Origin of the sequence: Streptomyces sp. NPDC046909 (genome assembly GCF_040644695.1) — a bacterium.
In the GTDB taxonomy this organism is placed as follows: Bacteria; Actinomycetota; Actinomycetes; order Streptomycetales; family Streptomycetaceae; genus Streptomyces.
This window is the reverse complement of record NZ_JBEYXC010000003.1, coordinates 626,786-653,163: the sequence shown is the minus strand read 5'-3', so window position 1 is coordinate 653,163 and position 26,378 is coordinate 626,786. Positions and strand designations below refer to the sequence as shown.

Sequence of the window (26,378 nt, the reverse complement as noted above, 5' to 3'; positions counted from 1 at the left end):
TCCGCGGCACTTCCCCTCAGCGCGCATCGTTACCATGCGTGGACGCACATTCCGACGACCACTGACGACGACGAGGGACGGGCGAGCGCGTGGCCGAGGCGGCAGACTTCCAGGGGATGAGTCCCTCACCTGCCCGCCGCTGGCTGCGGCGCACCGGAGCCCTGCTCGCCGGGACACCCCTGCTGGCCGGGCTGCTCCAGCTGCCCGCCGCCACGCCCGCGGACGCCGCCTCCACCTCCAGCACGGTGGCGGTCGCCCTCGACACGCTCACCCCCAGCGCTCCCACGGACGGCGACACCCTCACCGTCTCGGGCACCGTGACCAACAAGGGCAAGCAGGCGGTCACCGACGCCCAGGTGGATCTGCGGGTGGGACCGGAGGTCAGCACCCGGTCGGAGATCGAGACCGTCGCCAAGCGCACCGACTTCGAGCCGGGGCTCGACGGGACGATCGTCGGCGGGAAGTACGTCAAGAAGTTCTCCACGCTCGCTCCGGGCGTCTCCCAGAGCTTCAGCATCTCCGTGCCGGTCGACGACCTGGACCTCGGTGACGACGGCGTCTACCAGTTCGGGGTCTCCGTCACCGGCGAGACGGCGGCCCAGCAGTGGCCGCAGGTGTACGGCATCCAGCGGACGTTCCTGCCCTGGCAGCCCGAGGGCGCCGACACGAAGACGAAGACGACGGTCCTGTGGCCTCTGATCTCCACCGTGCACATGACGGCGGAGACCGGGTCGAACGAACAGCAGACGCCGGTCTTCAGCAACGACGACCTCGCCGAGGAGATCTCAGCGGGCGGCCGTCTGGAGCAGCTCCTGTCGCTGGGCAAGGAGCTGGACGTCACCTGGGTCATCGACCCGGACCTGCTGGCCTCCGTCGACGCGATGACGCGCACCTACCGCGTCGCCTCGGGCGGCACCACGGTGGCGGGCTCGCATCAGAGGGTCGCGATGCAGTGGCTGGCCGAGTTGCAGGACGCGGTGGCGGACAAGGAGGTCGTCGCCCTCCCCTTCTCCGACCCGGACCTCGCCTCCCTAGCCCACAACGGCACGTCCGTCACCGGCTCGCTGAGCCACCTCAAGGAGGCCACGGACGTCGCCGCCTCCACCGTGGAGACGGTGCTCCACGTGACGCCGACCACCGACTTCGCGTGGCCGGTCGAGGGTGCCATCGACCCCTCGATCGTCAAGGTCGCCACCTCCGCCGGCGCCGACAAGGTGATCACGCGCAGCGACAGCCTGGAAGAGACCGGCGGCCTGACGTACACGCCCTCGACGGCTCGTCCCATCGGCGGCGGCACCACGGCGGTGGTCGCGGACGCACGGCTGTCCACCGCGTTCCAGGGCGACCTGACGAGAGCCTCCGCGTCCACCCTCGCCGTGCAGAAGTTCCTCGCGTCGAGCCTCGCCCTCAACCTCCAGACGGACAAGCAGCGCAGCATCGTCGTCGCCCCGCAGCGCATGGCGACGGCGAGCCAGGCCCGGGCGATGGCCCAGGCGGTGACGGCCCTCCAGGGCGGGAACTGGTCCCAGTCCCAGAACCTCACGGCGGCGGCCGCCGCCAAGCCGGACCCGGGCGCCACCAGGAAGGTGCCGTCGGCGTCCGCCTACCCCTCCTCACTGCGCAAGCAGGAGCTGCCGAAGTCGGCCTTCGAGGAGATCGCGGCCGTGCAGGACCAGCTCGACAAGTTCAAAGTGATCCTGACCAACCAGGCCCGGGTCGTGACCCCCTTCGGGCGGGCCATGAACCGTGAGATGTCCACGTCGTGGCGCGGCCGTGCCACCGAGGCGAAGAGCTACCGCGACGGCGTGCGGTCGTACCTCGACTCCCTGACCGAACAGGTCAAACTGATCGACAAGTCCGACACCAAGCTCTCCGGACGCAGCGCCACGATCCCCGTGACCGTCCAGAACAACCTGGTGCAGGGCGTCGACCACCTGGTGCTGCGGCTGACCTCGACGAGCCCCACGCGCCTCAAGATCGGCGACGGCGCCTATGACGAGCAGCAGGTCGCGGTCTCCGGCGGGCACAGCCAGACGGTGAAGTTCACCACCTCGGCGCAGGCCAACGGCCAGGCCACGGTGACCGCCCAGCTGTACACGGAGGACGGCCAGGCATACGGCGACGCCGTCCAGTTCGAGGTCAAGGTCACCGAGTTCACGGCAACGGTGATGCTGGTCATCGGCGGCGGCTTCCTCCTGCTTGTCCTCGCCGGCTTCCGTATGTACACGCAGCGCAAGCGCGCCGCCGCCCGTGCCGCCGAGGACGACGGTCCCGACGAGGCGGGCGAGGCCGTGGACGGCCCGGAGAACCCCGAGGGGCCCGAGGACCGTCTCAAGGAGGAGTCCGGCACCGGGCCCGGGGCAGACGACCCGGAGCAGCCGAGTGACCCGACACCGGACACCGCATCCGAAAGCGCCGACCCGTCCGGCACGGGTGAGAGAGTGGACCGTTGAGGATGTCGTGGCCGGTGGGCCCGGGACGATGAGGTGGGGTAACCATGAACGCGCCGTACGACGGTGACCGCGGCCAGGCCGCGGGCAGCTCGGGCCACCCCGAGGGCCCGCCGCCCGAGCACGGCCAGGTACCGCCGCCGCAGCCCCCCGCGGACATGTACCTCCAGGACGCCTACGCCCAGGATCCCTACCGGGCGCAGGACCTCTCCGCCCAGGACCCGGTCGCCGAGGCGCTCTACGACCGCGCCGCGCACCCCCCGCCGCCCCCGGGCACGTACCAGCCCCAGCAGCCGCTGTACGCGCAGCCGCAGCAGTCCCCGTACGCCCCGGACCCGAACGTCTGGGCACAGACCCCGGCCCCGGAGCCGGAGGGCCCGAGCCAGTACCTGCCGTACGGCGACAACCCCCGCACCACCCAGTTCGTCGGCGTCGACGACCTCGTCACGCACTCCGCCGAGGAACGCCACGAGCCGGACGCCTTCGCCCACCTCTTCCGCGATCAGCAGCAGGGCGGCGGCCAGCCGCCGTACCAGCCCCCGTCGGTCCCGGGCCCCTCCCCGGCCCCCGTCCCCGGCGCCGTGCCCCCCATGCCGCCCTCCGCGGACCGGACCATGAACCTCGGCACCGCCCCCGTGCCGCCTCCGGCCGCACCGCCGCCCGCGAAGAAGGGCGGCAAGGCCTCGGGCCTGCTGAAGTCGAGCGCGGTGATGGCGGCGGGCACGATGGTGTCCCGGCTCACCGGGTTCGTGCGCTCGGCGATGATCGTGGCAGCGCTGGGCACCGCCTTCCTGGGTGACGCCTTCCAGGTGGCCTACCAGCTGCCGACCATGATCTACATCCTGACCGTCGGCGGCGGCCTCAACTCCGTCTTCGTACCGCAGCTCGTGCGTGCCATGAAGGACGACGAGGACGGCGGCGAGGCCTACGCGAACCGGCTGCTGACGCTCGTCATGGTGGCGCTCGCCGCGCTCACCGCGATCGCGATGTTCGGGGCACCGCTCCTGGTGCGCCTGCTGTCGAACTCCGTCGCGACGAACCCCGCGGCCAACGATGTCGCCATCACCTTCAGCCGCTACTTCCTGCCGTCCATCTTCTTCATGGGCATCCACGTGGTGATGGGGCAGATCCTCAACGCCCGCGGCAAGTTCGGCGCGATGATGTGGACTCCGGTCCTGAACAACATCGTCATCATCGTGACGCTGGGGATGTTCCTCTGGGTGTACGGCACCTCGGAGCACTCCGGCATGGAGGTCACGAACATCCCGCCGGAGGGCCAGCGCCTTCTTGGTGTCGGCATCCTCCTCGGCCTGGTCGTCCAGGCGCTCGCGATGATCCCGTACTTGCGTGAGACCGGCTTCAAGCTGCGGCTGCGTTTCGACTGGAAGGGCCACGGCCTCGGCAAGGCCGCGATGCTCGCGAAGTGGACGATCCTGTTCGTCCTCGCCAACCAGGCGGGCGCCCTCGTCGTCACCCAGCTGGCCACCGCGGCGGTCGCCGACACGAAGATCCCCGGCACCGGCTTCAGCGCCTACGCCAACGCCCAGCTCATCTGGGGCCTCCCGCAGGCCATCATCACCGTGTCCCTCATGGCCGCGCTCCTGCCGCGCATCTCCCGCTCGGCCGCCGAGGACGACGCCGGAGCCGTCCGCGACGACATTTCCCAGGGCCTGCGCACGACAGCGGTCGCGATCGTGCCCCTCGCCTTCGGCTTCGTCTCGCTCGGCGTCCCGATGTGCACGCTGATCTTCGGCTCCTCCGGCACCAGCGCCGCCACCAACATGGGCTACATGCTGATGGCCTTCGGCCTCGGCCTGATCCCGTACTCCGTGCAGTACGTCGTCCTGCGCGCCTTCTACGCGTACGAGGACACCCGGACCCCCTTCTACAACACGGTCATCGTGGCGGCCGGCAACGCCATCGCCTCGGCCGTCTGCTACTTCGTGCTTCCGGCCCGCTGGGCCGTCGTCGGCATGGCCGCCTCGTACGGCCTGTCCTACGCGATCGGTGTCGGCGTCGCCTGGCGGCGCCTGCGCAAGCGTCTCGGCGGCGATCTGGACGGCGCCCGCGTGATGCGGACGTACGCCAGGCTCTGCATCGCCTCGGTTCCGGCGGCGATCCTCAGCGGCGCGGCCTGCTACGGCATCGCCCAGGTACTCGGCCAGGGCGTCATCGGCTCCTTCGCCGCTCTGATCGTCGGTGGAGTAGTGCTGCTGGGGATCTTCTTCGTGGCGGCCCGCAAGATGCGGATCGAGGAGCTGAACTCCCTGGTCGGCATGGTGCGCGGACGGCTGGGGCGCTGATTAGGGGGTACGCGCACAACCATCGTCCGCCACCGTGTGTCGTGCATAGCGGCGGACTGTGGGCACAATTGGTTTCGGCGTCGGACGGCGCGCACGGATGACGTTCGGCGCGCAACAGATGGGGAGGCAGGGACGACGGTGGCGGAACGGAGCACAGCTGCCGTCGACGTGGCAGACAACAGCGGCGACGAGCCGCTGACCGCACAGGCGGACCAGTCCACGGCCGACGGGGTGGCCACAAACCGGGAGCGGGACACGGACAACGACGAGGCACAGGGGAGTGGCGGGACCGAGAGTCCCGAGAAGGCCTCACCGCCCGAGCTGCACAGCGGCCACAAGCTCGCCAGACGCTACCGGCTCGAGGAGTGCGTCACCCGTCTGGACGGTTTCAGCAGTTGGCGTGCGGTCGACGAGAAACTCCGGCGCGCCGTCGGCGTCCACATCCTGCCCGCCGACCATGCGCGGGCGCGTTCCGTGCTGGCCGCGGCCCGCTCGTCCGCGCTGCTGGGTGATCCGCGCTTCGTGCAGGTCCTGGACGCCGTCGAGGAGAACGACCTCGTCTACGTCGTCCACGAGTGGCTGCCCGACGCCACCGAACTGACCACGCTCCTCGCCCCCGGGCCGCTGGAGCCGCACGACGCCTACCAGATGGTCAGCCAGGTCGCCTCGGCCATGGCGGCTGCCCACCGCGAGGGCCTCGCCCATCTGCGCCTGAACCCCAACGCGGTGCTGCGCACGTCGAGCGGCCAGTGGCGGATCCGCGGTCTCGCGGTGAACGCGGCGCTGCGCGGCATCACCTCCGACACCCCGCAGCGCACCGACACGGAGGCCATCGGCGCCCTGCTGTACGCGGGGCTCACCCAGCGCTGGCCGTACGAGACGGACGCCTATGGTCTGTCCGGGCTGCCCAAGGGCGTCGGCCTGATCGCCCCCGACCAGGTGCGCGCGGGCGTCCACCGCGGTCTGTCCGAGCTGTCGATGCGCGCGCTCGCCAACGACGGCGCGACCGCCTCCCGCCACGAGTCGGCGTGCACCACGCCCGAGGAGCTGGTGAAGGCGATCGGCGAGATGCCCCGCATCCGCCCGCCGGAGCCGGCGTTCACCGCGCCGCCCGAGTACCAGCGCACGACGTACCAGCAGGGCAGCTACGGCCGCCCGGCACCACACCCCGGTGTCACGCAGCCGCTCGCGGCCCCTCCGCCGCCGCTGCAGAGCCGTACCGGCAGGGCCCTCAAGTGGGCCGTGTCGGCCCTCCTGATCGCCGCGCTGGGTCTCGGCAGCTGGCAGCTCGCGGACGCCCTCATGGACCAGAGCAACAAGTCCGACGACACGAACCAGACGCAGACGACGGACGACAACGACAAGAGTCCGACGAAGGCGGCCAGCGCGCCGATCGCCATCGAAGGGGTCCACGACTTCGACCCGTTCGGCACCGACGGCTCGGAGAACCCGCGCGACATAGACAACATCTACGACAGCGACCCGAGTTCGTACTGGCAGACCAGCTACTACACGAGCGCCGACTTCGGTCGCCTGAAGTCGGGCGTCGGGGTCATCCTCGACCTGGGCAAGGTCCAGGAGGTAGGCAAAGTCACCGTGACCTTCGTGGGCGACACCTCCGTCGAACTGCGCGCCGCCTCCAGTGACGCCGGTTCCCGGCCGACGTCCTTCGACGGCTACAGCAAGGTGGCCGAGGGATCGGGTACGAGCGTCACGCTCAAGCCCGGTGAGACCCTCAAGTCCCGCTATCTTCTGGTCTGGCTGACCGATCTGCCGAAGCAGGCCGACACCGGGCAGTTCCGCGGCAGGATCGCGGACGTCAAAGTGAGCAGCTGAGGCCGAGAGCGACGGGGAGGGGGTCCGATGGCAGATGGCACCGCTTACGGCGACGCAAGCGATCAGGACCTCCTCGCGCGCCACGTGGAAGGCGATCCCGACGCCTTCGGTGAGCTCGTACGGCGCCACAGGGACCGCCTCTGGGCCGTCGCCCTCCGGACGCTCGGAGACCGCGAGGAGGCCGCTGACGCCGTCCAGGACGCCCTCGTCTCCGCCTACCGGGCCGCCCACACCTTCCGGGGCCAGTCGGCCGTCACGACATGGCTGCACCGGATCACGGTGAACGCCTGTCTCGACCGCGCCCGTAAGGCGGCCTCCCGCAAGACGTCCCCGGTCGACGACACCGAGCGCCTGGAGCAGCTCCTGGAGCCGCACGAGTCGGCCTCGGCGCCCGCGGAGCGCAATGATCTGCACCGCCAGCTCCTGGAAGCCCTCGGCACCCTCCCGCCGGACCAGCGGGCGGCGCTCGTCCTGGTGGACATGCAGGGCTACCCGGTCGCCGAGGCCGCCCGCATGCTCGACGTCCCGACCGGCACGGTGAAGAGCCGCTGTGCCCGCGGCAGAGCCAGACTGCTTCCCCTCCTCACTCATCTGCGGCCGGAAAACACCGGTGACAGAAGAGAACCCGGCAGGGGACGGAACCAGGTTCAGGAGACATCCGTCCCACCCGCAGCGGGGCCTCCTGCCACAGGTCCCCGTGAGACAGGTCCAGGCGATTCAGCTGCTGTGAAGGGCGGAGGTGGGCGAGCGTGACATCCACGACAGACACGACCGGGCACCCGGACGTCGCGGAGATCTCCGACCTCACCGAGGGCCTGCTCACCCCGTCCCGGACCGCGGACGTACGACGGCATCTGGACGAATGCGAGCTCTGCGCGGACGTCCACGCATCGCTGGAGGAGATCCGGGGGCTGCTCGGCTCGATGCCGGGGCCGCCCCGTATGCCCGCCGAGGTCGCGAGCCGAATCGACGCCGCACTGGCCGCGGAGGCACTTCTCAACGCCACCGCCCCCGAAGGCACGGACGCGCCCGCCCTCGTCACGCATGTTTCACGTGAAACATCGGTATCGGCGGACCGCCCCGCAGGACATGCCCGTACCGCCACCACCGGCCCCGGCCGCAAGGACCGCTCGCGCGGCGGTCGCCGCAGGATCGCCGTCCTGGGCACCGTCTTCACGGTCGCCGCCCTGGGGCTCGGCTCCGCGCTGCTGGCGTCGTTCAATGACGGCAAGCCGTCCGACTCGGCCTCTCAGGCCAGTGCCTTCTCCGGGAAGAAGGTGGAGACCCAGGTCTCCGAGCTCCTGACGAAGAGCTCCGGTCGCGCCCCTCGCAGTCTGGGCGCGAACACCGTCCCCGAGAACAACATCATGAACCAGCCTCTCCCCGACGTACCCGCCTGCGTCCTGAAGGGCATCGGTCGCAGCGACGCCCTGGCGGCCAAGAAGGGCACCTACGACGGCACCTCCGCCTATCTCGTGGTGATGCTCGACAAGAAGGACACCAGCCGGGTCGAGGCCTACGTCGTCGATGCCGCCTGCGAGAAGGATTCCTCGGCGCCGGCGAAGGTTCTGCTGACGCACTCCTACGCGCGGTCCACCGGCTGACGCTTCGTCTGAATCCAGCGTGGTATCCCGTACGGTGTCGCCTCTCCGTGTGCCCGGACACACCGGGAATGCGCGCCCCTTAGGATCCGTTGGGTGGGGTGAGAGTTCTAAGGGGCTCCACCGGCCGTACTGACGCAGTCCAGAGACGAGGAACCAAGCCGTGAGCGACGTCCGTAACGTGATCATCATCGGCTCCGGGCCCGCCGGCTACACGGCGGCGCTCTACACCGCGCGCGCGTCGCTGAAGCCGCTGGTGTTCGAGGGCGCCGTCACCGCGGGTGGTGCGCTGATGAACACCACCGAGGTGGAGAACTTCCCGGGCTTCCAGGACGGCATCATGGGCCCCGAGCTCATGGACAACATGCGCGCCCAGGCCGAGCGCTTCGGCGCCGAGCTCGTCCCGGACGACGTCGTCAGCGTCGACCTGACCGGTGAGATCAAGACCGTCACGGACACCGCGGGCACGGTCCACCGGGCGAAGGCCGTCATCGTCACCACCGGCTCGCAGCACCGCAAGCTGGGTCTGCCGAACGAGGACGCCCTCTCCGGACGCGGTGTCTCGTGGTGCGCCACCTGTGACGGGTTCTTCTTCAAGGACCAGGACATCGCCGTGATCGGCGGTGGCGACACCGCGATGGAGGAGGCCACCTTCCTGTCGCGCTTCGCCAAGTCCGTGACGATCGTCCACCGCCGTGACACCCTGCGCGCCTCCAAGGCGATGCAGGAGCGTGCCTTCGCCGACCCGAAGATCAAGTTCATCTGGGACAGCGAGGTCGCCGAGATCCAGGGCGACCCGAAGCTGGCCGGCCTGAAGCTGCGCAACCTCAAGACCGGTGAGCTCTCGGACCTTCCGGTGACCGGCCTGTTCATCGCGATCGGCCACGACCCGCGCACCGAACTCTTCAAGGGCCAGCTGGAGCTGGACGAGGAGGGCTACCTGAAGGTGGAAGCCCCCTCCACGCGGACCAACCTGCCGGGTGTCTTCGGCGCCGGTGACGTCGTCGACCACACCTACCGCCAGGCCATCACCGCCGCCGGCACCGGTTGCTCCGCCGCTCTCGACGCCGAGCGGTTCCTCGCCGCTCTCGCGGACGAGGAGCAGGCCGAGCCCGAGAAGACCGCTGTCTGATCCCCTCCCTTCCACCCCACCCCGCACAACCAGTTAAGGAGCCCGCCGTGGCCGGCACCCTGAAGAACGTGACCGACGACTCCTTCGAGCAGGACGTCCTCAAGAGCGACAAGCCCGTCCTGGTGGACTTCTGGGCCGCCTGGTGCGGTCCGTGCCGCCAGATCGCCCCGTCGCTCGAGGCGATCGCCGCCGAGTACGGCGACAAGATCGAGATCGTCAAGCTCAACATCGACGAGAACCCGGGTACGGCCGCCAAGTACGGCGTCATGTCCATCCCGACCCTGAACGTCTACCAGGGTGGCGAGGTCGCCAAGACCATCGTCGGCGCCAAGCCGAAGGCCGCGATCGTTCGCGACCTCGAGGACTTCATCGCCGAGTGACCTTCCCCGTGAAACACGAGTGACGTTTCACGTGAAACACGATGGGGCCGGCCCGAGAGGGCCGGCCCCATCGTCGTCACAGGGGGCGCAGCGCGGGTTCCTTCTGTACCGCGCCCAGGAGCCGGTCCAGCGCCATCTCCACGTCTTCCTTCCAGGAGAGCGTCGTGCGCAGCTCCAGCCTCAGCCGTGGGTGCATGGGGTGCGGGCGGACCGTCTTGAAGCCCACCGCCAAAAGATGGTCGGCGGGAAGGAGACAGCTCGGCTCCTTCCAGCGGGCATCTCCGAAAGCCTCGATGGCTTTGAAGCCCCGTCGCAGCAGATCCTTGGCGACCGTCTGGACCATCACTCTGCCCAGTCCCTGCCCCTGGTAGCCCGGCATGATGAACGCGGTCATCAACTGAACGGCGTCGGGTGACACGGGGCTCGTGGGAAACGCGGTCGAGCGGGGAACGTAGGCCGGAGGGGCGTAGAGCACGAACCCCACCGGCACCTCGTCCACGTAGACGACCCGCCCGCACGATCCCCAGTCCAGCAGGACGGCGGAGATCCAGGCTTCCTTCTCCAGCGCGGGCGTGCCCGCTCTTACCGCGGCCTCACCGCTGACTGGGTCCAACTCCCAGAAGACACACGAGCGACAGCGCTTGGGAATGTCCTGAAGGTTGTCCAGCGTGAGCGGTACGAGCCGTCGCCCCATGAAGGCTGTTCCTCGCTTCCCTCGCCCGCGGCGTCGCGGGCGGCTGTCAGAGCGCTGCGTTCCCGGAGAAGGCTGCCGACGAAGCCGCCGACCGCGCCCAGTCCCAGGCCCGCGCTCACCAGTCCGGTGCGGCTCACCGTTCGCATGACACCTGCCCTCCCCTGAAGGTGCTGCCGGGTGGATGCGCCATAACCCGAACGCATCGTATCCACGATGTGATTGCCTCGATACCGCCTGAAAGCAAAGAGCGGGCTGTGTCCGGTCCCCACCGGACACAGCCCGCTCCATCGGTCGGCCGGGCAGCGCCGCCCGGCCGGTCGGAGGCTCAGTCCTCCGCGTCCTCGTCGTCCCCGTCCAGAAGGCTCTTCTGGAGGACGGGTCCCTCGCCGGGAGCAAGGGTGCCGAGGATCCGCTCAAGGTCCTCCATCGAGGCGAACTCGACGGTGATCTTGCCCTTCTTCTGGCCCAGGTCGACCTTCACCCGCGTCTCGAAGCGGTCCGAGAGACGCCCTGCCAGGTCACTCAGGGCCGGGGAGACCCGCGTACCGGCCCGCGGACCCTTGGCGCGCTGAGCGGTCTGCGGACGCGACCCCATGAGGGTCACGATCTCCTCGACGGCACGCACCGACAGCCCTTCGGCCACGATCCGGTGGGCGAGCCGGTCCTGCTCCTCCGAGTCCTCCACGGAGAGCAGCGCCCGAGCGTGCCCGGCGGAGAGCACCCCCGCGGCCACCCGGCGCTGGACCGCCGGCGAGAGCTTCAGCAGACGCAGGGTGTTGGAGACCTGCGGACGGGACCGGCCGATGCGGTCCGCCAGCTGGTCGTGCGTGCAGTTGAAGTCCTTAAGCAACTGGTCGTAGGCGGCGGCCTCTTCCAGCGGGTTCAGCTGAGCCCGGTGCAGGTTCTCCAGGAGGGCGTCCAGGAGGAGCTTGTCGTCCTCCGTGGCCCGCACGATCGCCGGGATCGCGTCCAGCCCGGCCTCGCGACTGGCCCGCCAGCGCCGCTCACCCATGATGAGCTCGTAGTGCGCGGGACCGACCTGCCGGACAACGACCGGCTGGAGAAGACCGACCTCCTTGATGGAGGTGACAAGCTCCTGAAGGGCGTCCTCGTCGAAGACCTCACGCGGCTGGCGCGGGTTCGGCTTGATGGAGTCGAGGGGCAGCTCGGCGAAGTGGGCGCCGACCGGAGCCGCGAGCGTCTCCACGCCGCCGTTCTGCGACGGCTCCTCGGTTTCATGTGAAACAGGCGGCAGCGTGGCCACCTTCGCCGCGGCCACTCCGCGGTCGGTCGTCAGCACCGGTACAGCGGACGGGGACGCCGAACCGGCGCCTCCCACCGCGGCTGGAGCCGGCGTCTTCTCCGTCGGGGCAGCAGGGATCAGTGCGCCGAGCCCACGGCCCAAACCCCTCCGTCGCTCGCTCACTGAATGCCCTCCACCATGCTCGGGTTGCTCTGGGTTCCGATATGGACCTGCGTCGGGTCGTAGGCGACGCCCACGCCCTTCAGCGCGATCTCTCGTGCCGCCTCAAGATAGGAGAGGGCACCGCTCGATCCTGGATCGTAGGTCAGCACCGTCTGCCCATAGCTCGGCGCCTCGGAGATACGGACCGAGCGGGGAATGCTCGTCCGCAGCACCTCGTCACCGAAGTGGGTGCGCACCTCGTCCGCGACCTGGGACGCCAGGCGCGTCCGGCCGTCGTACATGGTGAGCAGGATCGTCGAGACATGCAGGGCCGGGTTGAGGTGCCCCCGCACCAGGTCGACGTTGCGCAGCAGCTGCCCCAGGCCCTCCAGCGCGTAGTACTCGCACTGGATCGGGATGAGGACCTCGGCACCGGCGACCAGCGCGTTGACCGTCAGCAGGCCGAGCGACGGCGGGCAGTCGATGAGGATGTAGTCCAGTGGGTGCTCATACGCCTGGATCGCCCGCTGAAGCCGGCTCTCACGTGCCACCAGGGACACCAGCTCGATCTCCGCACCGGCGAGATCGATCGTGGCGGGTGCGCAGAAGAGACCCTCGACATCAGGGACCGGCTGGACGACCTCGGCCAGCGGCTTGCTGTCGATCAGCACGTCGTAGATGGACGGCACTTCGGCGTGGTGGTCGATCCCCAGGGCCGTCGATGCGTTGCCCTGTGGGTCGAGGTCGATCACGAGGACACGGGCACCGTGCACCGCCAGAGAAGCGGCGAGGTTGACCGTTGTCGTCGTTTTACCCACGCCACCCTTCTGGTTGGCGACCACCATGACCCGGGTCTGCTCAGGCCGTGGCAGGCCCTCGCCAGCTCGGCCCAGAGCCTCCACCGCCTGTTGGGCAGCACGACCGATAGGAGTGTCGTCCATCGGGGGCGGTGTTTCACGTGAAACATCGTCCCCCATCGACTCGGTACGGGGACCGGGGACCGGATCGGTCATCGGTCCCGCGATGTTGGCGTCGGACCGCAAGGATTCACTCTCCTCGACTTCAGGCTCGCAATGAACAGAGCCTCCCATGTCTTCGGGGTCGTGAACCAGTGAGGCCTGGTGTTCTGTGGAGAAATCCACCTCTGTGGACAACTCCGGTACCTCTCCGAGTGACCCGAGAGGCTTCCGGTCGCGCGGTTCGGCCGCGGCGCGGCCACGGCTGATGATGCCGTGAAGCAGTGAGCGACGTTTCACGTGAAACACGATGCACAGCAGCCGAGGCCGAACTGTCGCGACACTCCGGCATGTATAGGTTTGGCAGCTTGTGTGGAGTACGTCTCGTCGTCAGGACGGATCAGCGACCCACCGAAAACCGACTACGCGGGCTCTCCACTACCCCCGCCGCCGACGCGCCCTTCCCGTACGAGCCGCCTTGGCCCGCTTCGCGGCGAAACGCACACCACCCGGGCTCTCCCCGACCTCGACCCGCACCACCGTGGACAGCGGATCCACCACGCCCTCACCGACCTGAAGAACCGAGGTCCCCACAGCACCCAGCTTGCTCAGCGCCGTGCCCGCCGCCTTGAGCTCCTCCTCCGCCGTGTCGCCCTTCAGCGCGAGCATCTCGCCGTACGGGCGCAGCAGCGGAATGCCCCACGCGGCCAGCCGGTCCAGCGGGGCCACGGCCCGTGCCGTCACCACATGGACCGGGGGCAGCTTCCCCATGACCTCCTCGGCGCGGCCGCGCATGACCGTCACATGGTCCAGGCCCAGCAGCTCCACGACCTCGGTCAGGAAGGTCGTACGACGCAGCAGGGGTTCCAGCAGGGTGATCTTCAGGTCCTCCCGGACCAGCGCCAAGGGGATGCCGGGCAGGCCCGCGCCCGAGCCGACGTCGCACACCGTCACGCCCTCGGGCACGACCTCCGAGAGCACCGCACAGTTCAGCAGGTGCCGCTCCCACAGCCGGGGCACCTCACGCGGGCCGATCAGACCACGCTGCACGCCCGCCTCAGCGAGCAGCTCCGCGTATCGGACCGCATCCGCGAAGCGATCGCCAAACACCTCGCGCGCCTGCTCGGGCGCGGGGGGAAGCTCCGCTGCCTCCGTCACGGGGACCGTCCTTCCGTACCGCGATGGGCGCACCGTGCGCCGATCACCACAACCACCAGAACTATCAGGCTGACAAAGTTCGGCCCCGTCTGCGCTACAGACGGGGCCGGAGGAACGTACGGGCCGATCAGGCGGGAAGCACAACGACGAAGCGCTGCGGCTCCTCGCCCTCGGACTCGCTGCGCAGACCGGCGGCCTTGACGGCGTCGTGCACGACCTTGCGCTCGAACGGCGTCATCGGGTTCATCTTCACGGGCTCACCGGTGCTCTTGACCTCAGCGGCGGCCTTGGCACCCAGCTCGGAGAGCTCGGCACGCTTCTTGGCGCGGAAGCCCGCGATGTCCAGCATCAGCCGGCTGCGGTCCCCGGTCTCCCGGTGCACGGCCAGGCGCGTGAGCTCCTGGAGCGCCTCCAGCACCTCGCCGTCCCGGCCGACCAGCTTCTGCAGGTCGCGGCCGCCGCCTTCGCTGATGATCGACACAGCGGCGCGGTCGGCCTCGACGTCCATGTCGATGTCGCCGTCGAGATCGGCGATGTCCAGCAGACCCTCGAGGTAGTCCGCCGCGATCTCGCCCTCCTGCTCCAGGCGGGACAGGGTGTCTACACCCTCGGCAGCGGCGGAGGTGGTGCCTTCCGTCACGGGATGGACTCCTTCTTACTTCTTGGACGGGGACTTGGGCCGCTGCGGACCCTTGCGCTGTCCGGACTGGGCCTTGCTGCGGGTAGCGCCGCCGGGCTGCTTCTTGGCGGGAGCGGCGGCGGGCTTGGCGTCCTCGGGCTCGTCGGACTTGGTGAGCGACGTGGGCTCGTCGGCCGCCTTCGGAGCACCCGCGGCACCACCGGACTGCCGCTGCGACTTGCTCTGCCGCTTCGGCTGCTGACGCTTGGGAGCACCGCCGGTCGCCGTCGGCGTACCGTCCTCGTTCTGGGCGGCGGCCTGCGCCTCGCCCTTCACCACACTGCCGTCCGCCTGGGCCGCGAGACCCGCCTTGTTCAGGCCGTTGATGAACTTGCGCTCGAACTCGTTGCGGTCGCGGCCCTTGGCGACGATCGCCTTGACGATGGTGCGCTCGCTGCGGCGGCGGACCTTGCCGTGCTGCGTGACGTGCTTCGTCAGACGCTCCAGGTAGGCGGCCTGAGCCTTGGAACCCGGCGTCGGGTTGTTGCGGATCACGTACATCTGCTGGCCCATGGTCCACACGTTGGTGGTCAGCCAGTAGACGAGGACACCGACGGGGAAGTTGATGCCGAAGACGGCGAACATGACCGGGAAGACATACATCAGCATCTTCTGCTGCTGCATGAACGGCGTCTTCACCGTGGTGTCGACGTTCTTCGTCATCAGCTGACGCTGCGTGAAGAACTGCGACGCCGACATCAGGACGATCATGATCGCGGTGACGACACGGACATCCATCAAGGTGGCGCCCAGCGCACTCACCGTCGAGGAGCTGTCGGTGAACTTCGCGGCCAGCGGAGCGCCGAAGATGTGCGCCTTACGGGCGCTGGCCAGCAGCGACTCGTTGATGACACCGATGGTGTCGCCCGTCGCGATGCCGTTGAGCACGTGGTACAGGGCGAAGAAGAACGGCGACTGCGCCAGGATGGGAAGGCACGAGGAGAGCGGGTTGGTACCCGTCTCCTTGTACAGCTTCATCATCTCTTCGGACTGACGCTGCTTGTCGTTCTTGTAGCGCTCCTGGATCTTCTTCATCTCGGGCTGCAGCGTCTGCATGGCCCGGGTCGCCTTGATCTGCTTCACGAAGAGCGGGATCAGGCAGATACGGATCAGGATCACCAAGGACACGATCGACAGGCCCCAGGCCCACCCGGTGTCGGGGCCGAAGACGGCGCCGTACACCTTGTGGAACTGGACGATGACCCAGGAGACAGGTGTCGTGATGAAGCTGAAGAGGCTGGCAATCGTGTCCACTAATCATGCTCCTTGGGCATGGGACGGGGTCTCTGCGGCCGGGCTCGAAGGAGGCTGTCCTTCAATGGCCGTTTCGGCGGCGGAGGGCCCGCCCTTGCGTGCACGCCAGGCGTTACGCAGCAATTCGTGCCACCGCGGACGCTTGCGAGGCGGTACATGGTCCACACCGCCGAGCGACCACGGATTGCACCGCAGGATGCGCCAGGCGGTGAGCGCCGTGCCCTTGATCGCACCGTGCCGGTCGATAGCCGTGTAGCCGTAGTGGGAACACGACGGGTAGTACTTGCAGACAGGCCCCAACAGCGGACTGATCGTCCACTGATACAGCTTGATCAGAGCCAGCAGCGGGTACTTCATCGCGCGCCCCCTCCCAGCAACCGCTCGATGGCGGCATCCAGGTCTCGGGCCAGCTGTGCATGGTCGGCGTCACCCGCACCGGGCAGCGCTCGTACGACTACCAGGCTACCGGGGGGCAACAGGTCGACCCGGTCGCGCATCAGATGGCGAAGCCTGCGCTTCACCTTGTTGCGCACCACCGCACCGCCCACGGCCTTGCTCACGACGAAACCCGCACGCGTCGGGGGAGCGCTCTCCCCAGGCGCGTGCGGGTCCGTGGCACCGCTACGAAGATGGACGACGAGAGACGGGCGGCCTGCCCGGCGACCCCGTCGTACCGCGGTCGCGAAGTCTTCGCGCCGCCTCAGCCGATGCTCGGTAGGCAGCACGACGTCATGACCTGATCAGGATCAGGCGGACAGGCTGGCGCGACCCTTGCTGCGGCGGTTCGCGAGAATCGCGCGACCGGCACGGGTACGCATCCGCAGGCGGAAGCCGTGGGTCTTCGCACGACGACGGTTGTTCGGCTGGAAGGTGCGCTTGCTCACTCGGGGGCTCCAGAAATCAAATCGGTGGTGGCGGGTGCCGTCCTGGCTGTCACCGTGCGCCCACGAGTAGCTCTCGTTACGCCCGAGTGCACCGCTTCCCGATCACCTGACGCGATCTTGGCCCATCGGAGGCAGGCGGCAGCAGCCATCGACAACTCGACCTGGTTACGGTACGCGCGGCTACGCCATCCGGTCAAACCAGCGGTCACCGGGAGACACTATCCACAGGCTGGGGACAACAACTTGAACCGCACCCGTCGCCCTGACTACCGTGGCTGAACTCCGATTCGTTCCCTTGTATCTGCCCCACCCCCTTTGAATCCCGACTCGTCCCACAACCACACGTTCGTGGGACCCCGTGAGAGAGCGTGCCCTGTGGCTGACGTACCTGCCGATCTTGCCGCAGTGTGGCCACGAGTACTCGAGCAACTCCTCGACGGGGGCCGCGGGCAGGGCGTCGAGACCAAGGACGAGCACTGGATCCGCCGCTGCCAGCCCCTCGCGCTGGTCGCCGACACCGCACTGCTCGCCGTACCGAACGAATTCGCGAAGAACGTACTCGAAGGCCGCCTCGCGCCCATCGTCAGCGAAACCCTGAGCCGCGAGTGCGGCCGCCCGATCCGCATCGCGATCACCGTCGACGACTCCGCCGGCGAGCCCCCCACCCCACCGGCACCCCCGGCCGCCCGCCCGCAGCCGCGCTACGAGGAGCCCGAGCTCCCCTCCAACCAGTACGACAATCAGTACGAGGGCAAGTACGACGGCCAGGGCGACCGGCAGTACGACGGCTACGGCCGCCACCGCGCCGACGACCACCCGCAGAGCCGGCCCGAACAGAACGACCCGCTGCCCACCGCACGCCCCGCCTACCCCGGCGAGTACCAACGCCCCGAACCCGGCGCCTGGCCGCGCCCGCAGCAGGACGAGTACAGCTGGCAGCAGCCCCGCCTCGGCTTCCCGGAGCGCGACCCCTACGCCACGCCCCCGTCGCAGGAGCCGTACGGCCAGGACGCGTACTCCGCGCCCAGCCAGGACTACCGCCCCCAGCCGATGGACCGCCCGTCACACGACGGCCAGCGCCCCGACTACGAACCGAAGCGCCCGGAATACGAGCCGCAGCGCTCCGAGTACGAACCGCACCGGCCCGACTACGACCAGCGGCGCCCCGACTACGGACAGCCCCGCTCCGCCGACCACGACCAGCGCGACCCCCGCCGCGACCTGCCCGAGCCGCCCTCCGGCGCCGGGCACGTGCACCGCGGCGGACCCACGCTGCCCGCCGCCAGCGGCGCCCCCGGCCCCCTGGCCGCCAAGCCCGCGCCGGCCAGCGGCCCCGGCGAGCCGACCGCACGCCTGAACCCGAAGTACCTCTTCGACACCTTCGTCATCGGCGCCTCCAACCGCTTCGCGCACGCCGCCGCGGTCGCCGTCGCCGAGGCACCCGCGAAGGCGTACAACCCCCTCTTCATCTATGGGGAGTCCGGACTCGGCAAGACCCACCTGCTGCACGCGATCGGGCACTACGCGCGGAGCCTGTACCCCGGCACGCGCGTGCGCTACGTGAGCTCGGAAGAGTTCACCAACGAGTTCATCAACTCCATCCGCGACGGCAAGGGCGACAGCTTCCGCAAGCGGTACCGCGAGATGGACATCCTGCTCGTCGACGACATCCAGTTCCTCGCGGACAAGGAGTCGACGCAGGAGGAGTTCTTCCACACCTTCAACACGCTCCACAACGCCAACAAGCAGATCGTGCTCTCCAGCGACCGGCCGCCCAAGCAGCTGGTGACCCTGGAGGACCGACTGCGGAACCGTTTCGAGTGGGGCCTGATCACCGACGTCCAGCCGCCCGAGCTGGAGACGCGGATCGCGATCCTCCGCAAGAAGGCGGTCCAGGAACAGCTCAACGCCCCGCCGGAAGTACTGGAGTTCATCGCCTCCCGCATCTCGCGCAACATCCGCGAGCTGGAGGGCGCGCTGATCCGGGTGACGGCGTTCGCCTCGCTCAACCGGCAGCCGGTCGACCTGGGCCTGACCGAGATCGTCCTCAAGGACCTGATCCCCGGCGGCGAGGACTCGGCACCCGAGATCACCTCCACGGCGATCATGGGCGCGACGGCGGACTACTTCGGCCTGACCGTCGAGGACCTGTGCGGCACTTCGCGCGGGCGCGCGCTCGTCACCGCCCGCCAGATCGCCATGTACCTGTGCCGCGAGCTCACGGACCTCTCGCTGCCGAAGATCGGCGCACTGTTCGGCGGCCGCGACCACACGACCGTCATGCACGCGGACCGCAAGATCCGCAATCTGATGGCCGAGCGGCGCTCCATCTACAACCAGGTCACGGAGCTGACCAACCGCATCAAGAACGGCTGAGCAAGCCGGTCGTACGCCGCTGAGGGCGCCCCTGGGACGAGGTTCCAGGGGCGCCCTTCGTCATGGACTCGCCGGCGCCGTCGTCACGTCCCCGTAGCCGCCTGTTCGAATAGCCGCCGCGTTACGGTCTCTCTCCACAGATTCGGTGACTTTCTGCCGTCCACACCCTGGGGACTGGGAAGTTGTCCAGACTGTGTCCACAGCGGGACCTGTTGAAAGGTCATCAGGGCAGGTCACCTGCTTGTGGATTGGTGGATGAAGGATCTCCACAGACTGTGGACAGAGAAAAGATCCACAGGCTGTGCACCAAGTTGTCCACCGGCCACCCACAGGCTGAGGCATGTTGTCCCCAGCGATCACCAGTTTCTCCACATCGCTGTCCACTGTTCGGCAACGCGACGCGGCCGCTCACCGGGTCGAGTGAAAGGCGTCACACGAAGGTGCCGGGTTGGGGTGTGGGAAACATGGGTAAAGCTGGGGACGGCGCTGGGGAGAAGTCGCCTCGGGCTGTGCATGGAGTGTGCAGAACTTTCTGTTCTCCACAGATCCACCAAGTTGTCCACCGTCTTCGCCCACAGGGCCCGTGGACAAAATTTGCCGCCTGACCTGGGAAAACGGGGTTATCCACCGTTTCCACAGCCCCTACTACTACTCCCAACTAGAGAGAGCTGGGAATCCGTTTCGAAGAGGGGGCTGTGCACAACTTGCTGTCCGGCTCCCGGCCGCCCCTCGTCACGACTTGACCCCGAGAGGCACCTACTGTCAGTGGGGTGCGTCAGACTGTTCCCCGGTGTCCTTCCCCTCACAGGGGCTGACGACACCGAGACAGACGACGAGGGCCAGGCAGAGCGAAGCGCCGGCAACAGCAGGAGGCGGCAACAGTGAAGATCCGGGTGGAACGCGACGTACTCGCGGAGGCAGTGGCCTGGGCGGCACGCAGCCTCCCGGCCCGTCCGCCGGCGCCTGTCCTCGCCGGCCTCCTGCTGAAGGCCGAGGACGGGGCGCTCAGCCTCTCCAGCTTCGACTACGAGGTCTCGGCACGCGTGAGCGTGGAGGCGGAGGTCGAGGAGGAGGGCACCGTCCTGGTGTCCGGCCGGCTCCTCGCCGACATCTGCCGCGCGCTCCCCAACCGCCCCGTCGAGATTTCCACAGACGGTGTACGGGCGACCGTGGTCTGCGGCTCCTCGCGATTCACACTCCACACCCTGCCTGTGGAGGAGTACCCGGCGCTGCCGCAGATGCCGACCGCGACCGGCACCGTCCCCGGTGAGGTCTTCGCCTCCGCCGCCTCCCAGGTGGCCATCGCCGCGGGCCGCGACGACACGCTGCCCGTGCTGACCGGTGTGCGCATCGAGATCGAGGGCGACACCGTCACCCTCGCCTCCACCGACCGCTACCGCTTCGCGGTCCGCGAGTTCCTGTGGAAGCCGGAGAACCCCGAGGCGTCCGCGGTGGCCCTGGTGCCCGCCAAGACGCTCCTGGACACCGCCAAGGCGCTCACGAGCGGCGACAGCGTCACCCTGGCGCTCTCCGGCTCGGGCGCGGGCGAGGGCCTGATCGGTTTCGAGGGCGCCGGTCGTCGTACGACGACCCGTCTCCTGGAGGGCGACCTTCCGAAGTACCGCTCGTTGTTCCCGACCGAGTTCAACTCCGTCGCCGTGATCGAGACCGCCCCCTTCGTGGAGGCCGTCAAGCGTGTGGCCCTGGTCGCCGAGCGCAACACCCCGGTGCGGCTGAGCTTCGAGCAGGGTGTGCTCATCCTGGAGGCCGGTTCCAGTGACGACGCACAGGCTGTGGAGAGGGTTGACGCCAACCTGGAGGGCGACGACGTGTCGATCGCCTTCAACCCGACCTTCCTGCTGGACGGCCTGAGCGCCATCGACTCCCCGGTCGCCCAGCTGTCCTTCACGACGTCCACGAAGCCCGCGCTGCTCAGCGGTAAGCCGGCGCTGGACGCGGAGGCGGACGAGGCCTACAAGTACCTGATCATGCCGGTGCGGCTCAGCGGCTGAGTCGCTGCGCGGGGCTGATCTCCGGAGTTGTCCCCAGGCGGTGGAGAGGGATCTCGCGGTCTGGGGAAACCCGCAGGTGGGACAGTACGTATGAGCGCGTATGCCCACAGGTGTGCGTGAGCGTCCGGGTTTAGGCTCAGACGTGGGTACGAAGGTGCCACACACGCCACAGCAACCTAAGGAACAACTGATGGAGCTCGGTCTCGTCGGCCTCGGCAAGATGGGCGGCAACATGCGCGAGCGGATCCGCCGCGCAGGCCACACCGTCATCGGATACGACCGTAACCCGGACCTCACCGATGTCCACAGCCTGGAAGAGCTTGTGGGCAAGTTGAAGGGGCCGCGGGTCGTATGGGTGATGGTCCCCGCCGGTGCCGCCACCCAGTCGACCGTCGACGAGCTGGCCGAGCTCCTGGAGCCGGGCGATGTCGTCGTGGACGGCGGCAACTCCCGCTGGACGGACGACGAGAAGCACGCCGAGGAGCTCGCGGCCAAGGGCATCGGCTTCGTCGACTGCGGTGTCTCCGGCGGTGTCTGGGGCCTGGAGAACGGCTACGCGCTGATGTACGGCGGCGACGCGGAGAACGTCGCCAAGGTGCGGCCGGTCTTCGACGCGCTGAAGCCCGAGGGCGACTTCGGCTCGGTGCACGCCGGCAAGGTGGGCGCCGGGCACTTCGCGAAGATGGTCCACAACGGCATCGAGTACGCGATGATGCAGGCCTATGCCGAGGGCTGGGAGCTGCTGGAGAAGGTCGACTCCGTCACGGACGTGCGTGAGGTCTTCCGGTCGTGGCAGGAGGGTACGGTCATCCGTTCCTGGCTGCTCGACCTGGCCGTCAACGCCCTCGACGAGGACGAGCACCTGGACAAGCTGCGCGGTTACGCACAGGACTCCGGCGAGGGCCGCTGGACTGTGGAGGCCGCCATCGACAACGCGGTACCGCTCCCGGCGATCACCGCGTCCCTGTTCGCGCGGTTCGCGTCCCGGCAGGACGACTCGCCGCAGATGAAGATGATCGCGGCGCTGCGCAACCAGTTCGGCGGCCACGCGGTCGAGAAGAAGTAATCCACAGGGCTGTTGAGACAGTCCGCAAGCTGGGGGAGGTCGGCGCCCGACCATGCACGTCACGCATCTGTCGCTGGCCGACTTCCGCTCGTACGCCCGGGTCGAAGTTCCACTGGACCCGGGCGTCACGGCCTTCGTCGGCCCCAATGGGCAGGGCAAGACGAATCTGGTCGAGGCGGTGGGCTATCTCGCCACCCTCGGCAGCCACCGTGTCGCCTCCGACGCCCCCCTGGTCCGTATGGGCGCCGACCGTGCGGTCATCCGGGCGCAGGTCAAGCAGGGCGAGCGGCAGCAGCTGGTCGAGCTGGAGCTGAACCCGGGCAAGTCCAACCGGGCCCGTATCAACAGGTCCTCGCAGGTCAGACCGCGTGATGTGCTCGGCATCGTCAGGACTGTCCTCTTCGCGCCGGAGGATCTCGCCCTGGTCAAGGGCGACCCCGGTGAGCGGCGCCGTTTGCTCGATGAGCTGATCACCGCGCGTTCCCCGCGGATGGCGGGTGTGCGTTCCGATTACGAGCGAGTGCTCAAGCAGCGCAACACGCTGCTGAAGTCGGCGGCGCTCGCGCGGCGGCACGGTGGGCGGTCCATGGACCTGTCCACCCTCGATGTGTGGGACCAGCACCTCGCGCGCGTGGGTGCGGAGCTGCTCGCCCAGCGGCTCGACCTGATCGCGGCGATCCAGCCGCTGGCCGACAAGGCGTACGAGCAGCTGGCGCCCGGCGGGGGTCCGATCGCCCTGGAGTACAAGCCGTCGGCGCCGGGTGAGGCGCACACGCGTGAGGATCTCTACGAGCAGTTGATGGCGGCGCTCGCGGAGGCCCGTAAGCAGGAGATCGAGCGGGGTGTGACCCTCGTGGGCCCCCATAGGGACGATCTGCTGCTCAAGCTCGGTCAGCTGCCCGCCAAGGGGTACGCCTCGCACGGGGAGTCCTGGTCGTACGCGCTGGCGCTGCGCCTGGCGTCGTACGACCTGCTGCGTGCGGAGGGCAATGAGCCGGTGCTGATCCTCGACGACGTGTTCGCGGAGCTGGACACGCGGCGGCGGGAGCGGCTGGCGGAGTTGGTGGCGCCCGGGGAGCAAGTGCTGGTGACGGCGGCGGTCGACGATGACGTACCGCATCTGCTGGTGGGGGCGCGGTATTCGGTGTCCGGTGGGGTGGTGGAGCGGGTATGAGCAGCCCTCAGGAACCGGCTCCCGAGAAGGGCCCTGAGCCGTCCGGTGTCGACCTCGCGCGCGTGGCGTTGCGGGCGGCGAAGGAGCAGGCACGTGCGCGTGGGGACGCGGCGCAGCAGAGGAAGCAGGCGCGGCGGGGTGGTCTGCGTTCCGGCGCGCGTGCTGATGGGCGGGATCCGATGGCGTTGGGGTCGGCGATCAACCGGCTGATCAGTGAGCGGGGTTGGGAGGCGCCGGCTGCGGTGGGCGGGGTGATGGGGCGTTGGCCGGAGATCGTCGGTGAGGACGTGGCCAAGCACTGTGAGCCGGAGCGGTACGACGAGGACGAGCGGGTGCTGGTCGTGAGGTGTGATTCCACGGCCTGGGCGACCAATTTGCGGCTGCTCGCGCCGACGCTTGTCGCGCGGCTGAATGAGGATCTCGGGCACGGGGCCGTGCGGGTCATCAAGGTGCAGGGGCCGGGAGGTCCCGCGCGGCGCTACGGTCCCTTGCGTGCCCCGGGCAGCACGGGCCCTGGTGACACCTATGGGTGACCCGCAAACCCGCGGGTGACAGACATCACACTCAAGGCCGTCGACGGTTCTGTACGACCGTCGGCGGCCTTCGTGTCGTGGGACCGCACGCGGTTGCGAACAGGGACCTGACTCCCAAGTAGCCAAGGGTTGACAGCCGGAAGCGCTGAGTGCCTCCTTGAGCCTCTTGGAGCCCCGTTCCGTATATGGGGACTCGGAAGAGGAGGATTCAGGGCGGCACATGAGGACTCAGGTACCGGCAAACCCCCATCACTGTCGGCGCTACCGGTAGACTGGAAGCCAATCCCGCCCCACTCGTGGGGACCAGCCGGGACAAGCTGAGCAACGCTGATCAAGGCTTACCAACGCAACATGCCGCAGCCGCTCCGGCAACCCGCCGAGGAGCCTGGCTCGTGCTGTGCCAGAAAGGGCGCTTCGTGGCCGATTCCGGCAACCCCAACGAGAACATCCCGTCCACCGGCGTCGGCGCCAACGGCGAGGTCACCGCCTCGTACGACGCCAGCGCCATCACCGTCCTCGAGGGTCTGGACGCGGTTCGCAAGCGACCCGGTATGTACATCGGCTCGACCGGCGAGCGCGGCCTGCACCACCTCGTGCAGGAGGTCGTCGACAACTCGGTCGACGAGGCGCTGGCCGGGCATGCGGACACGATCGATGTGACGATCCTGGCCGACGGCGGTGTGCGTGTCGTCGACAACGGCCGTGGCATCCCGGTGGGCATCCACCCGGTGGAGAAGAAGCCGGCCGTCGAGGTCGTGCTGACCGTGCTGCACGCGGGCGGCAAGTTCGGCGGCGGCGGTTACGCCGTCTCCGGTGGTCTGCACGGCGTGGGTGTCTCCGTCGTGAACGCGCTGTCCACCAAGCTCGCGGTGGACATCAGGACCGACGGCTACCGCTGGACGCAGGAGTACAAGGGCGGCGCCCCCACCGCACCGCTGGAGCGGCACGAGGCGACCTCCGAGACCGGTACCTCGGTCACCTTCTGGGCCGATCCGGACATCTTCGAGACCACGGTGTACTCCTTCGAGACGCTGTCGCGGCGTTTCCAGGAGATGGCGTTCCTCAACAAGGGCCTGCGCATCAACCTCACCGACGAGCGTGAGTCGGCGAAGGCCACCGCGGGCGCGGACGAGGCGGGCGAGGACGAGAAGCACGAGGTCAAGACCGTCTCGTACTACTACGAGGGCGGCATCGTCGACTTCGTGAAGTACCTCAACTCCCGCAAGGGGGAGGCGGTTCACCCCTCGATCATCGACCTTGAGGCGGAGGACAAGGAGCGCAACCTCTCTCTTGAGGTCGCGATGCAGTGGAACGGCGGCTACACCGAGGGTGTGTACTCGTTCGCCAACATCATCCACACGCATGAGGGCGGTACGCACGAAGAGGGTTTCCGCGCGGCGCTGACGAACCTGATCAACAAGTACGCGCGCGACAAGAAGCTGTTGCGGGAGAAGGACGACAACCTCACGGGTGACGACATCCGCGAGGGTCTGACGGCGATCATCTCGATCAAGCTGAGTGAGCCGCAGTTCGAGGGTCAGACGAAGACGAAGCTGGGCAACACGGAGGCGAAGACCTTCGTGCAGAAGGCCGTCTACGAACACCTCAACGACTGGCTGGACCGCAACCCGGTCGAGGCCGCGGACATCATCCGCAAGGGCATCCAGGCGGCCACCGCGCGCGTGGCGGCCCGTAAGGCGCGTGATCTGACGCGTCGTAAGGGTCTGCTGGAGTCGGCGTCGCTGCCGGGCAAGCTGAGCGACTGCCAGTCGAACGACCCGACCAAGTGCGAGATCTTCATCGTCGAGGGTGACTCCGCCGGTGGTTCGGCCAAGTCCGGCCGTAATCCGCAGTACCAGGCGATCCTTCCGATCCGGGGCAAGATCCTCAATGTCGAGAAGGCGCGGATCGACAAGATCCTGCAGAACCAGGAGATCCAGGCGCTGATCTCGGCCTTCGGCACGGGTGTGCACGAGGACTTCGACATCGAGAAGCTCCGCTATCACAAGATCATCCTGATGGCGGACGCCGACGTCGACGGTCAGCACATCTCCACCCTGCTGCTGACCTTCCTGTTCCGCTTCATGCGGCCGCTGGTCGAGGCCGGGCACGTGTACCTGTCCCGTCCCCCGCTGTACAAGATCAAGTGGGGCCGGGACGACATCGAGTACGCCTACTCGGACCGCGAGCGCGACGCGCTCCTGGAGATGGGCCGGCAGCGCGGCAAGCGGGTCCGCGAGGACTCGATCCAGCGCTTCAAGGGTCTCGGCGAGATGAACGCCGAGGAGCTGCGCGTGACGACCATGGACGTCGAGCACCGTGTCCTCGGTCAGGTCACTCTCGACGACGCCGCCCAGGCCGACGACCTGTTCTCGGTCCTCATGGGCGAGGACGTCGAGGCCCGTCGCGCGTTCATCCAGCGCAACGCCAAGGACGTCCGCTTCCTCGACATCTGAGTCGGTCTCAGCTGACCGCACCAGGAAGG

22 protein-coding genes are annotated in these 26,378 nt (G+C 68.5%); 13 read left to right on the top strand and 9 right to left on the bottom strand.

The window, feature by feature from the left end:
* The first annotated feature begins 89 nt into the window (after nucleotides 1-89).
* The 7 genes from ABZ928_RS11770 to trxA all read left to right on the top strand — a co-directional run bounded on the left by ABZ928_RS11770 (nucleotide 90) and on the right by trxA (nucleotide 9,702).
* Nucleotides 90-2,453 carry a DUF6049 family protein gene (locus tag ABZ928_RS11770; protein ID WP_361517167.1) on the top strand — a complete coding sequence of 788 codons (2,364 nt, stop codon included), beginning with the start codon at nucleotides 90-92 and terminating at the stop codon, nucleotides 2,451-2,453.
* Between the two features lie 44 nt (nucleotides 2,454-2,497).
* Nucleotides 2,498-4,753: a murein biosynthesis integral membrane protein MurJ gene (gene murJ / locus ABZ928_RS11765; protein ID WP_361517165.1), complete on the top strand. Its 2,256-nt coding sequence runs from the start codon at nucleotides 2,498-2,500 to the stop codon at nucleotides 4,751-4,753.
* 138 nt (nucleotides 4,754-4,891) lie between these two features.
* Nucleotides 4,892-6,589 carry a protein kinase family protein gene (locus ABZ928_RS11760; protein WP_361517163.1) on the top strand — a complete coding sequence of 566 codons (1,698 nt, stop codon included), beginning with the start codon at nucleotides 4,892-4,894 and terminating at the stop codon, nucleotides 6,587-6,589.
* Nucleotides 6,590-6,616: 27 nt separating this feature from the next.
* The gene (gene sigM / locus ABZ928_RS11755; RefSeq protein WP_361517161.1) at nucleotides 6,617-7,342 is read left to right on the top strand and encodes an RNA polymerase sigma factor SigM; all 726 of its coding nucleotides are present in this window, start codon (nucleotides 6,617-6,619) and stop codon (nucleotides 7,340-7,342) included.
* Complete coding sequence (locus ABZ928_RS11750) at nucleotides 7,339-8,193, top strand: hypothetical protein (RefSeq protein WP_361517159.1); 855 nt, start codon at nucleotides 7,339-7,341, stop codon at nucleotides 8,191-8,193. The genes sigM and ABZ928_RS11750 overlap by 4 nt, the downstream gene beginning before the upstream one ends.
* A gap of 160 nt (nucleotides 8,194-8,353) precedes the next feature.
* Nucleotides 8,354-9,322: a thioredoxin-disulfide reductase gene (gene trxB / locus ABZ928_RS11745; protein WP_361517157.1), complete on the top strand. Its 969-nt coding sequence runs from the start codon at nucleotides 8,354-8,356 to the stop codon at nucleotides 9,320-9,322.
* A 47-nt stretch (nucleotides 9,323-9,369) separates the two neighbouring features.
* The gene (gene trxA / locus ABZ928_RS11740; protein WP_007383275.1) at nucleotides 9,370-9,702 is read left to right on the top strand and encodes a thioredoxin; all 333 of its coding nucleotides are present in this window, start codon (nucleotides 9,370-9,372) and stop codon (nucleotides 9,700-9,702) included.
* Between the two features lie 76 nt (nucleotides 9,703-9,778).
* On the opposite strand, the gene ABZ928_RS11735 is transcribed toward trxA, so the two are convergent.
* The 9 genes from ABZ928_RS11735 to rpmH all read right to left on the bottom strand — a co-directional run bounded on the left by ABZ928_RS11735 (nucleotide 9,779) and on the right by rpmH (nucleotide 16,732).
* Nucleotides 9,779-10,396, bottom strand: coding sequence for a GNAT family N-acetyltransferase (locus tag ABZ928_RS11735; RefSeq protein WP_361517155.1), 618 nt, complete (start codon nucleotides 10,394-10,396; stop codon nucleotides 9,779-9,781).
* 325 nt (nucleotides 10,397-10,721) lie between these two features.
* Nucleotides 10,722-11,822, bottom strand: a complete 1,101-nt coding sequence (locus tag ABZ928_RS11730) for a ParB/RepB/Spo0J family partition protein (protein WP_361517153.1) — start codon at nucleotides 11,820-11,822, stop codon at nucleotides 10,722-10,724.
* Nucleotides 11,819-12,892, bottom strand: a complete 1,074-nt coding sequence (locus tag ABZ928_RS11725; RefSeq protein ID WP_361517654.1) for a ParA family protein — start codon at nucleotides 12,890-12,892, stop codon at nucleotides 11,819-11,821. The genes ABZ928_RS11730 and ABZ928_RS11725 overlap by 4 nt, the downstream gene beginning before the upstream one ends.
* A gap of 303 nt (nucleotides 12,893-13,195) precedes the next feature.
* A complete protein-coding gene (rsmG, locus tag ABZ928_RS11720) occupies nucleotides 13,196-13,915 on the bottom strand; it encodes a 16S rRNA (guanine(527)-N(7))-methyltransferase RsmG (RefSeq protein ID WP_361517151.1) in 720 nt (239 codons plus the stop codon).
* Nucleotides 13,916-14,042: 127 nt separating this feature from the next.
* The gene (locus ABZ928_RS11715) at nucleotides 14,043-14,555 is read right to left on the bottom strand and encodes a R3H domain-containing nucleic acid-binding protein (RefSeq protein WP_361517149.1); all 513 of its coding nucleotides are present in this window, start codon (nucleotides 14,553-14,555) and stop codon (nucleotides 14,043-14,045) included.
* A gap of 15 nt (nucleotides 14,556-14,570) precedes the next feature.
* The gene (gene yidC, locus ABZ928_RS11710) at nucleotides 14,571-15,848 is read right to left on the bottom strand and encodes a membrane protein insertase YidC (RefSeq protein ID WP_361517147.1); all 1,278 of its coding nucleotides are present in this window, start codon (nucleotides 15,846-15,848) and stop codon (nucleotides 14,571-14,573) included.
* A 3-nt stretch (nucleotides 15,849-15,851) separates the two neighbouring features.
* Nucleotides 15,852-16,205: a membrane protein insertion efficiency factor YidD gene (yidD, locus tag ABZ928_RS11705; RefSeq protein WP_361517145.1), complete on the bottom strand. Its 354-nt coding sequence runs from the start codon at nucleotides 16,203-16,205 to the stop codon at nucleotides 15,852-15,854.
* A complete protein-coding gene (gene rnpA / locus ABZ928_RS11700; protein ID WP_329337087.1) occupies nucleotides 16,202-16,573 on the bottom strand; it encodes a ribonuclease P protein component in 372 nt (123 codons plus the stop codon). Before rnpA ends, yidD begins: the two co-directional genes overlap by 4 nt.
* A 21-nt stretch (nucleotides 16,574-16,594) precedes the next feature.
* Entirely contained in the window at nucleotides 16,595-16,732 is a 138-nt protein-coding gene (gene rpmH, locus ABZ928_RS11695) for a 50S ribosomal protein L34 (protein ID WP_005482975.1), read from the bottom strand.
* 375 nt (nucleotides 16,733-17,107) lie between these two features.
* On the opposite strand from rpmH, the gene dnaA reads away from it, so the two are divergent.
* The 6 genes from dnaA (at nucleotide 17,108) to gyrB (ending at nucleotide 26,349) form a co-directional block, all read left to right on the top strand.
* Nucleotides 17,108-19,108, top strand: coding sequence for a chromosomal replication initiator protein DnaA (gene dnaA / locus ABZ928_RS11690; RefSeq protein ID WP_361517142.1), 2,001 nt, complete (start codon nucleotides 17,108-17,110; stop codon nucleotides 19,106-19,108).
* Between the two features lie 881 nt (nucleotides 19,109-19,989).
* A complete protein-coding gene (gene dnaN / locus ABZ928_RS11685; RefSeq protein WP_361517140.1) occupies nucleotides 19,990-21,120 on the top strand; it encodes a DNA polymerase III subunit beta in 1,131 nt (376 codons plus the stop codon).
* Nucleotides 21,121-21,310: 190 nt separating this feature from the next.
* Nucleotides 21,311-22,186 (top strand): phosphogluconate dehydrogenase (NAD(+)-dependent, decarboxylating), encoded by an 876-nt coding sequence (gene gnd, locus ABZ928_RS11680; protein ID WP_361517138.1) that lies wholly within the window; start codon nucleotides 21,311-21,313, stop codon nucleotides 22,184-22,186.
* A 52-nt stretch (nucleotides 22,187-22,238) separates the two neighbouring features.
* Nucleotides 22,239-23,360 carry a DNA replication/repair protein RecF gene (recF, locus tag ABZ928_RS11675; protein ID WP_361517136.1) on the top strand — a complete coding sequence of 374 codons (1,122 nt, stop codon included), beginning with the start codon at nucleotides 22,239-22,241 and terminating at the stop codon, nucleotides 23,358-23,360.
* The gene (locus tag ABZ928_RS11670) at nucleotides 23,357-23,893 is read left to right on the top strand and encodes a DciA family protein (protein WP_361517134.1); all 537 of its coding nucleotides are present in this window, start codon (nucleotides 23,357-23,359) and stop codon (nucleotides 23,891-23,893) included. The genes recF and ABZ928_RS11670 overlap by 4 nt, the downstream gene beginning before the upstream one ends.
* A gap of 416 nt (nucleotides 23,894-24,309) precedes the next feature.
* A complete protein-coding gene (gene gyrB / locus ABZ928_RS11665) occupies nucleotides 24,310-26,349 on the top strand; it encodes a DNA topoisomerase (ATP-hydrolyzing) subunit B (protein WP_361517653.1) in 2,040 nt (679 codons plus the stop codon).
* Nucleotides 26,350-26,378: the final 29 nt, after the last annotated feature.

Coding starts and splice junctions, on each gene's coding strand:
- murJ (WP_361517165.1), top strand. CDS start 2,498: ATGAACGCGCCGTACGACGGTGACCGCGGCCAGGCCGCGGGCAGCTCG.
- sigM (WP_361517161.1), top strand. CDS start 6,617: ATGGCAGATGGCACCGCTTACGGCGACGCAAGCGATCAGGACCTCCTC.
- ABZ928_RS11735 (WP_361517155.1), bottom strand. CDS start 10,396: ATGGGGCGACGGCTCGTACCGCTCACGCTGGACAACCTTCAGGACATT.
- ABZ928_RS11725 (WP_361517654.1), bottom strand. CDS start 12,892: ATGGGAGGCTCTGTTCATTGCGAGCCTGAAGTCGAGGAGAGTGAATCC.
- yidD (WP_361517145.1), bottom strand. CDS start 16,205: ATGAAGTACCCGCTGCTGGCTCTGATCAAGCTGTATCAGTGGACGATC.
- gnd (WP_361517138.1), top strand. CDS start 21,311: ATGGAGCTCGGTCTCGTCGGCCTCGGCAAGATGGGCGGCAACATGCGC.
- recF (WP_361517136.1), top strand. CDS start 22,239: ATGCACGTCACGCATCTGTCGCTGGCCGACTTCCGCTCGTACGCCCGG.
- ABZ928_RS11670 (WP_361517134.1), top strand. CDS start 23,357: ATGAGCAGCCCTCAGGAACCGGCTCCCGAGAAGGGCCCTGAGCCGTCC.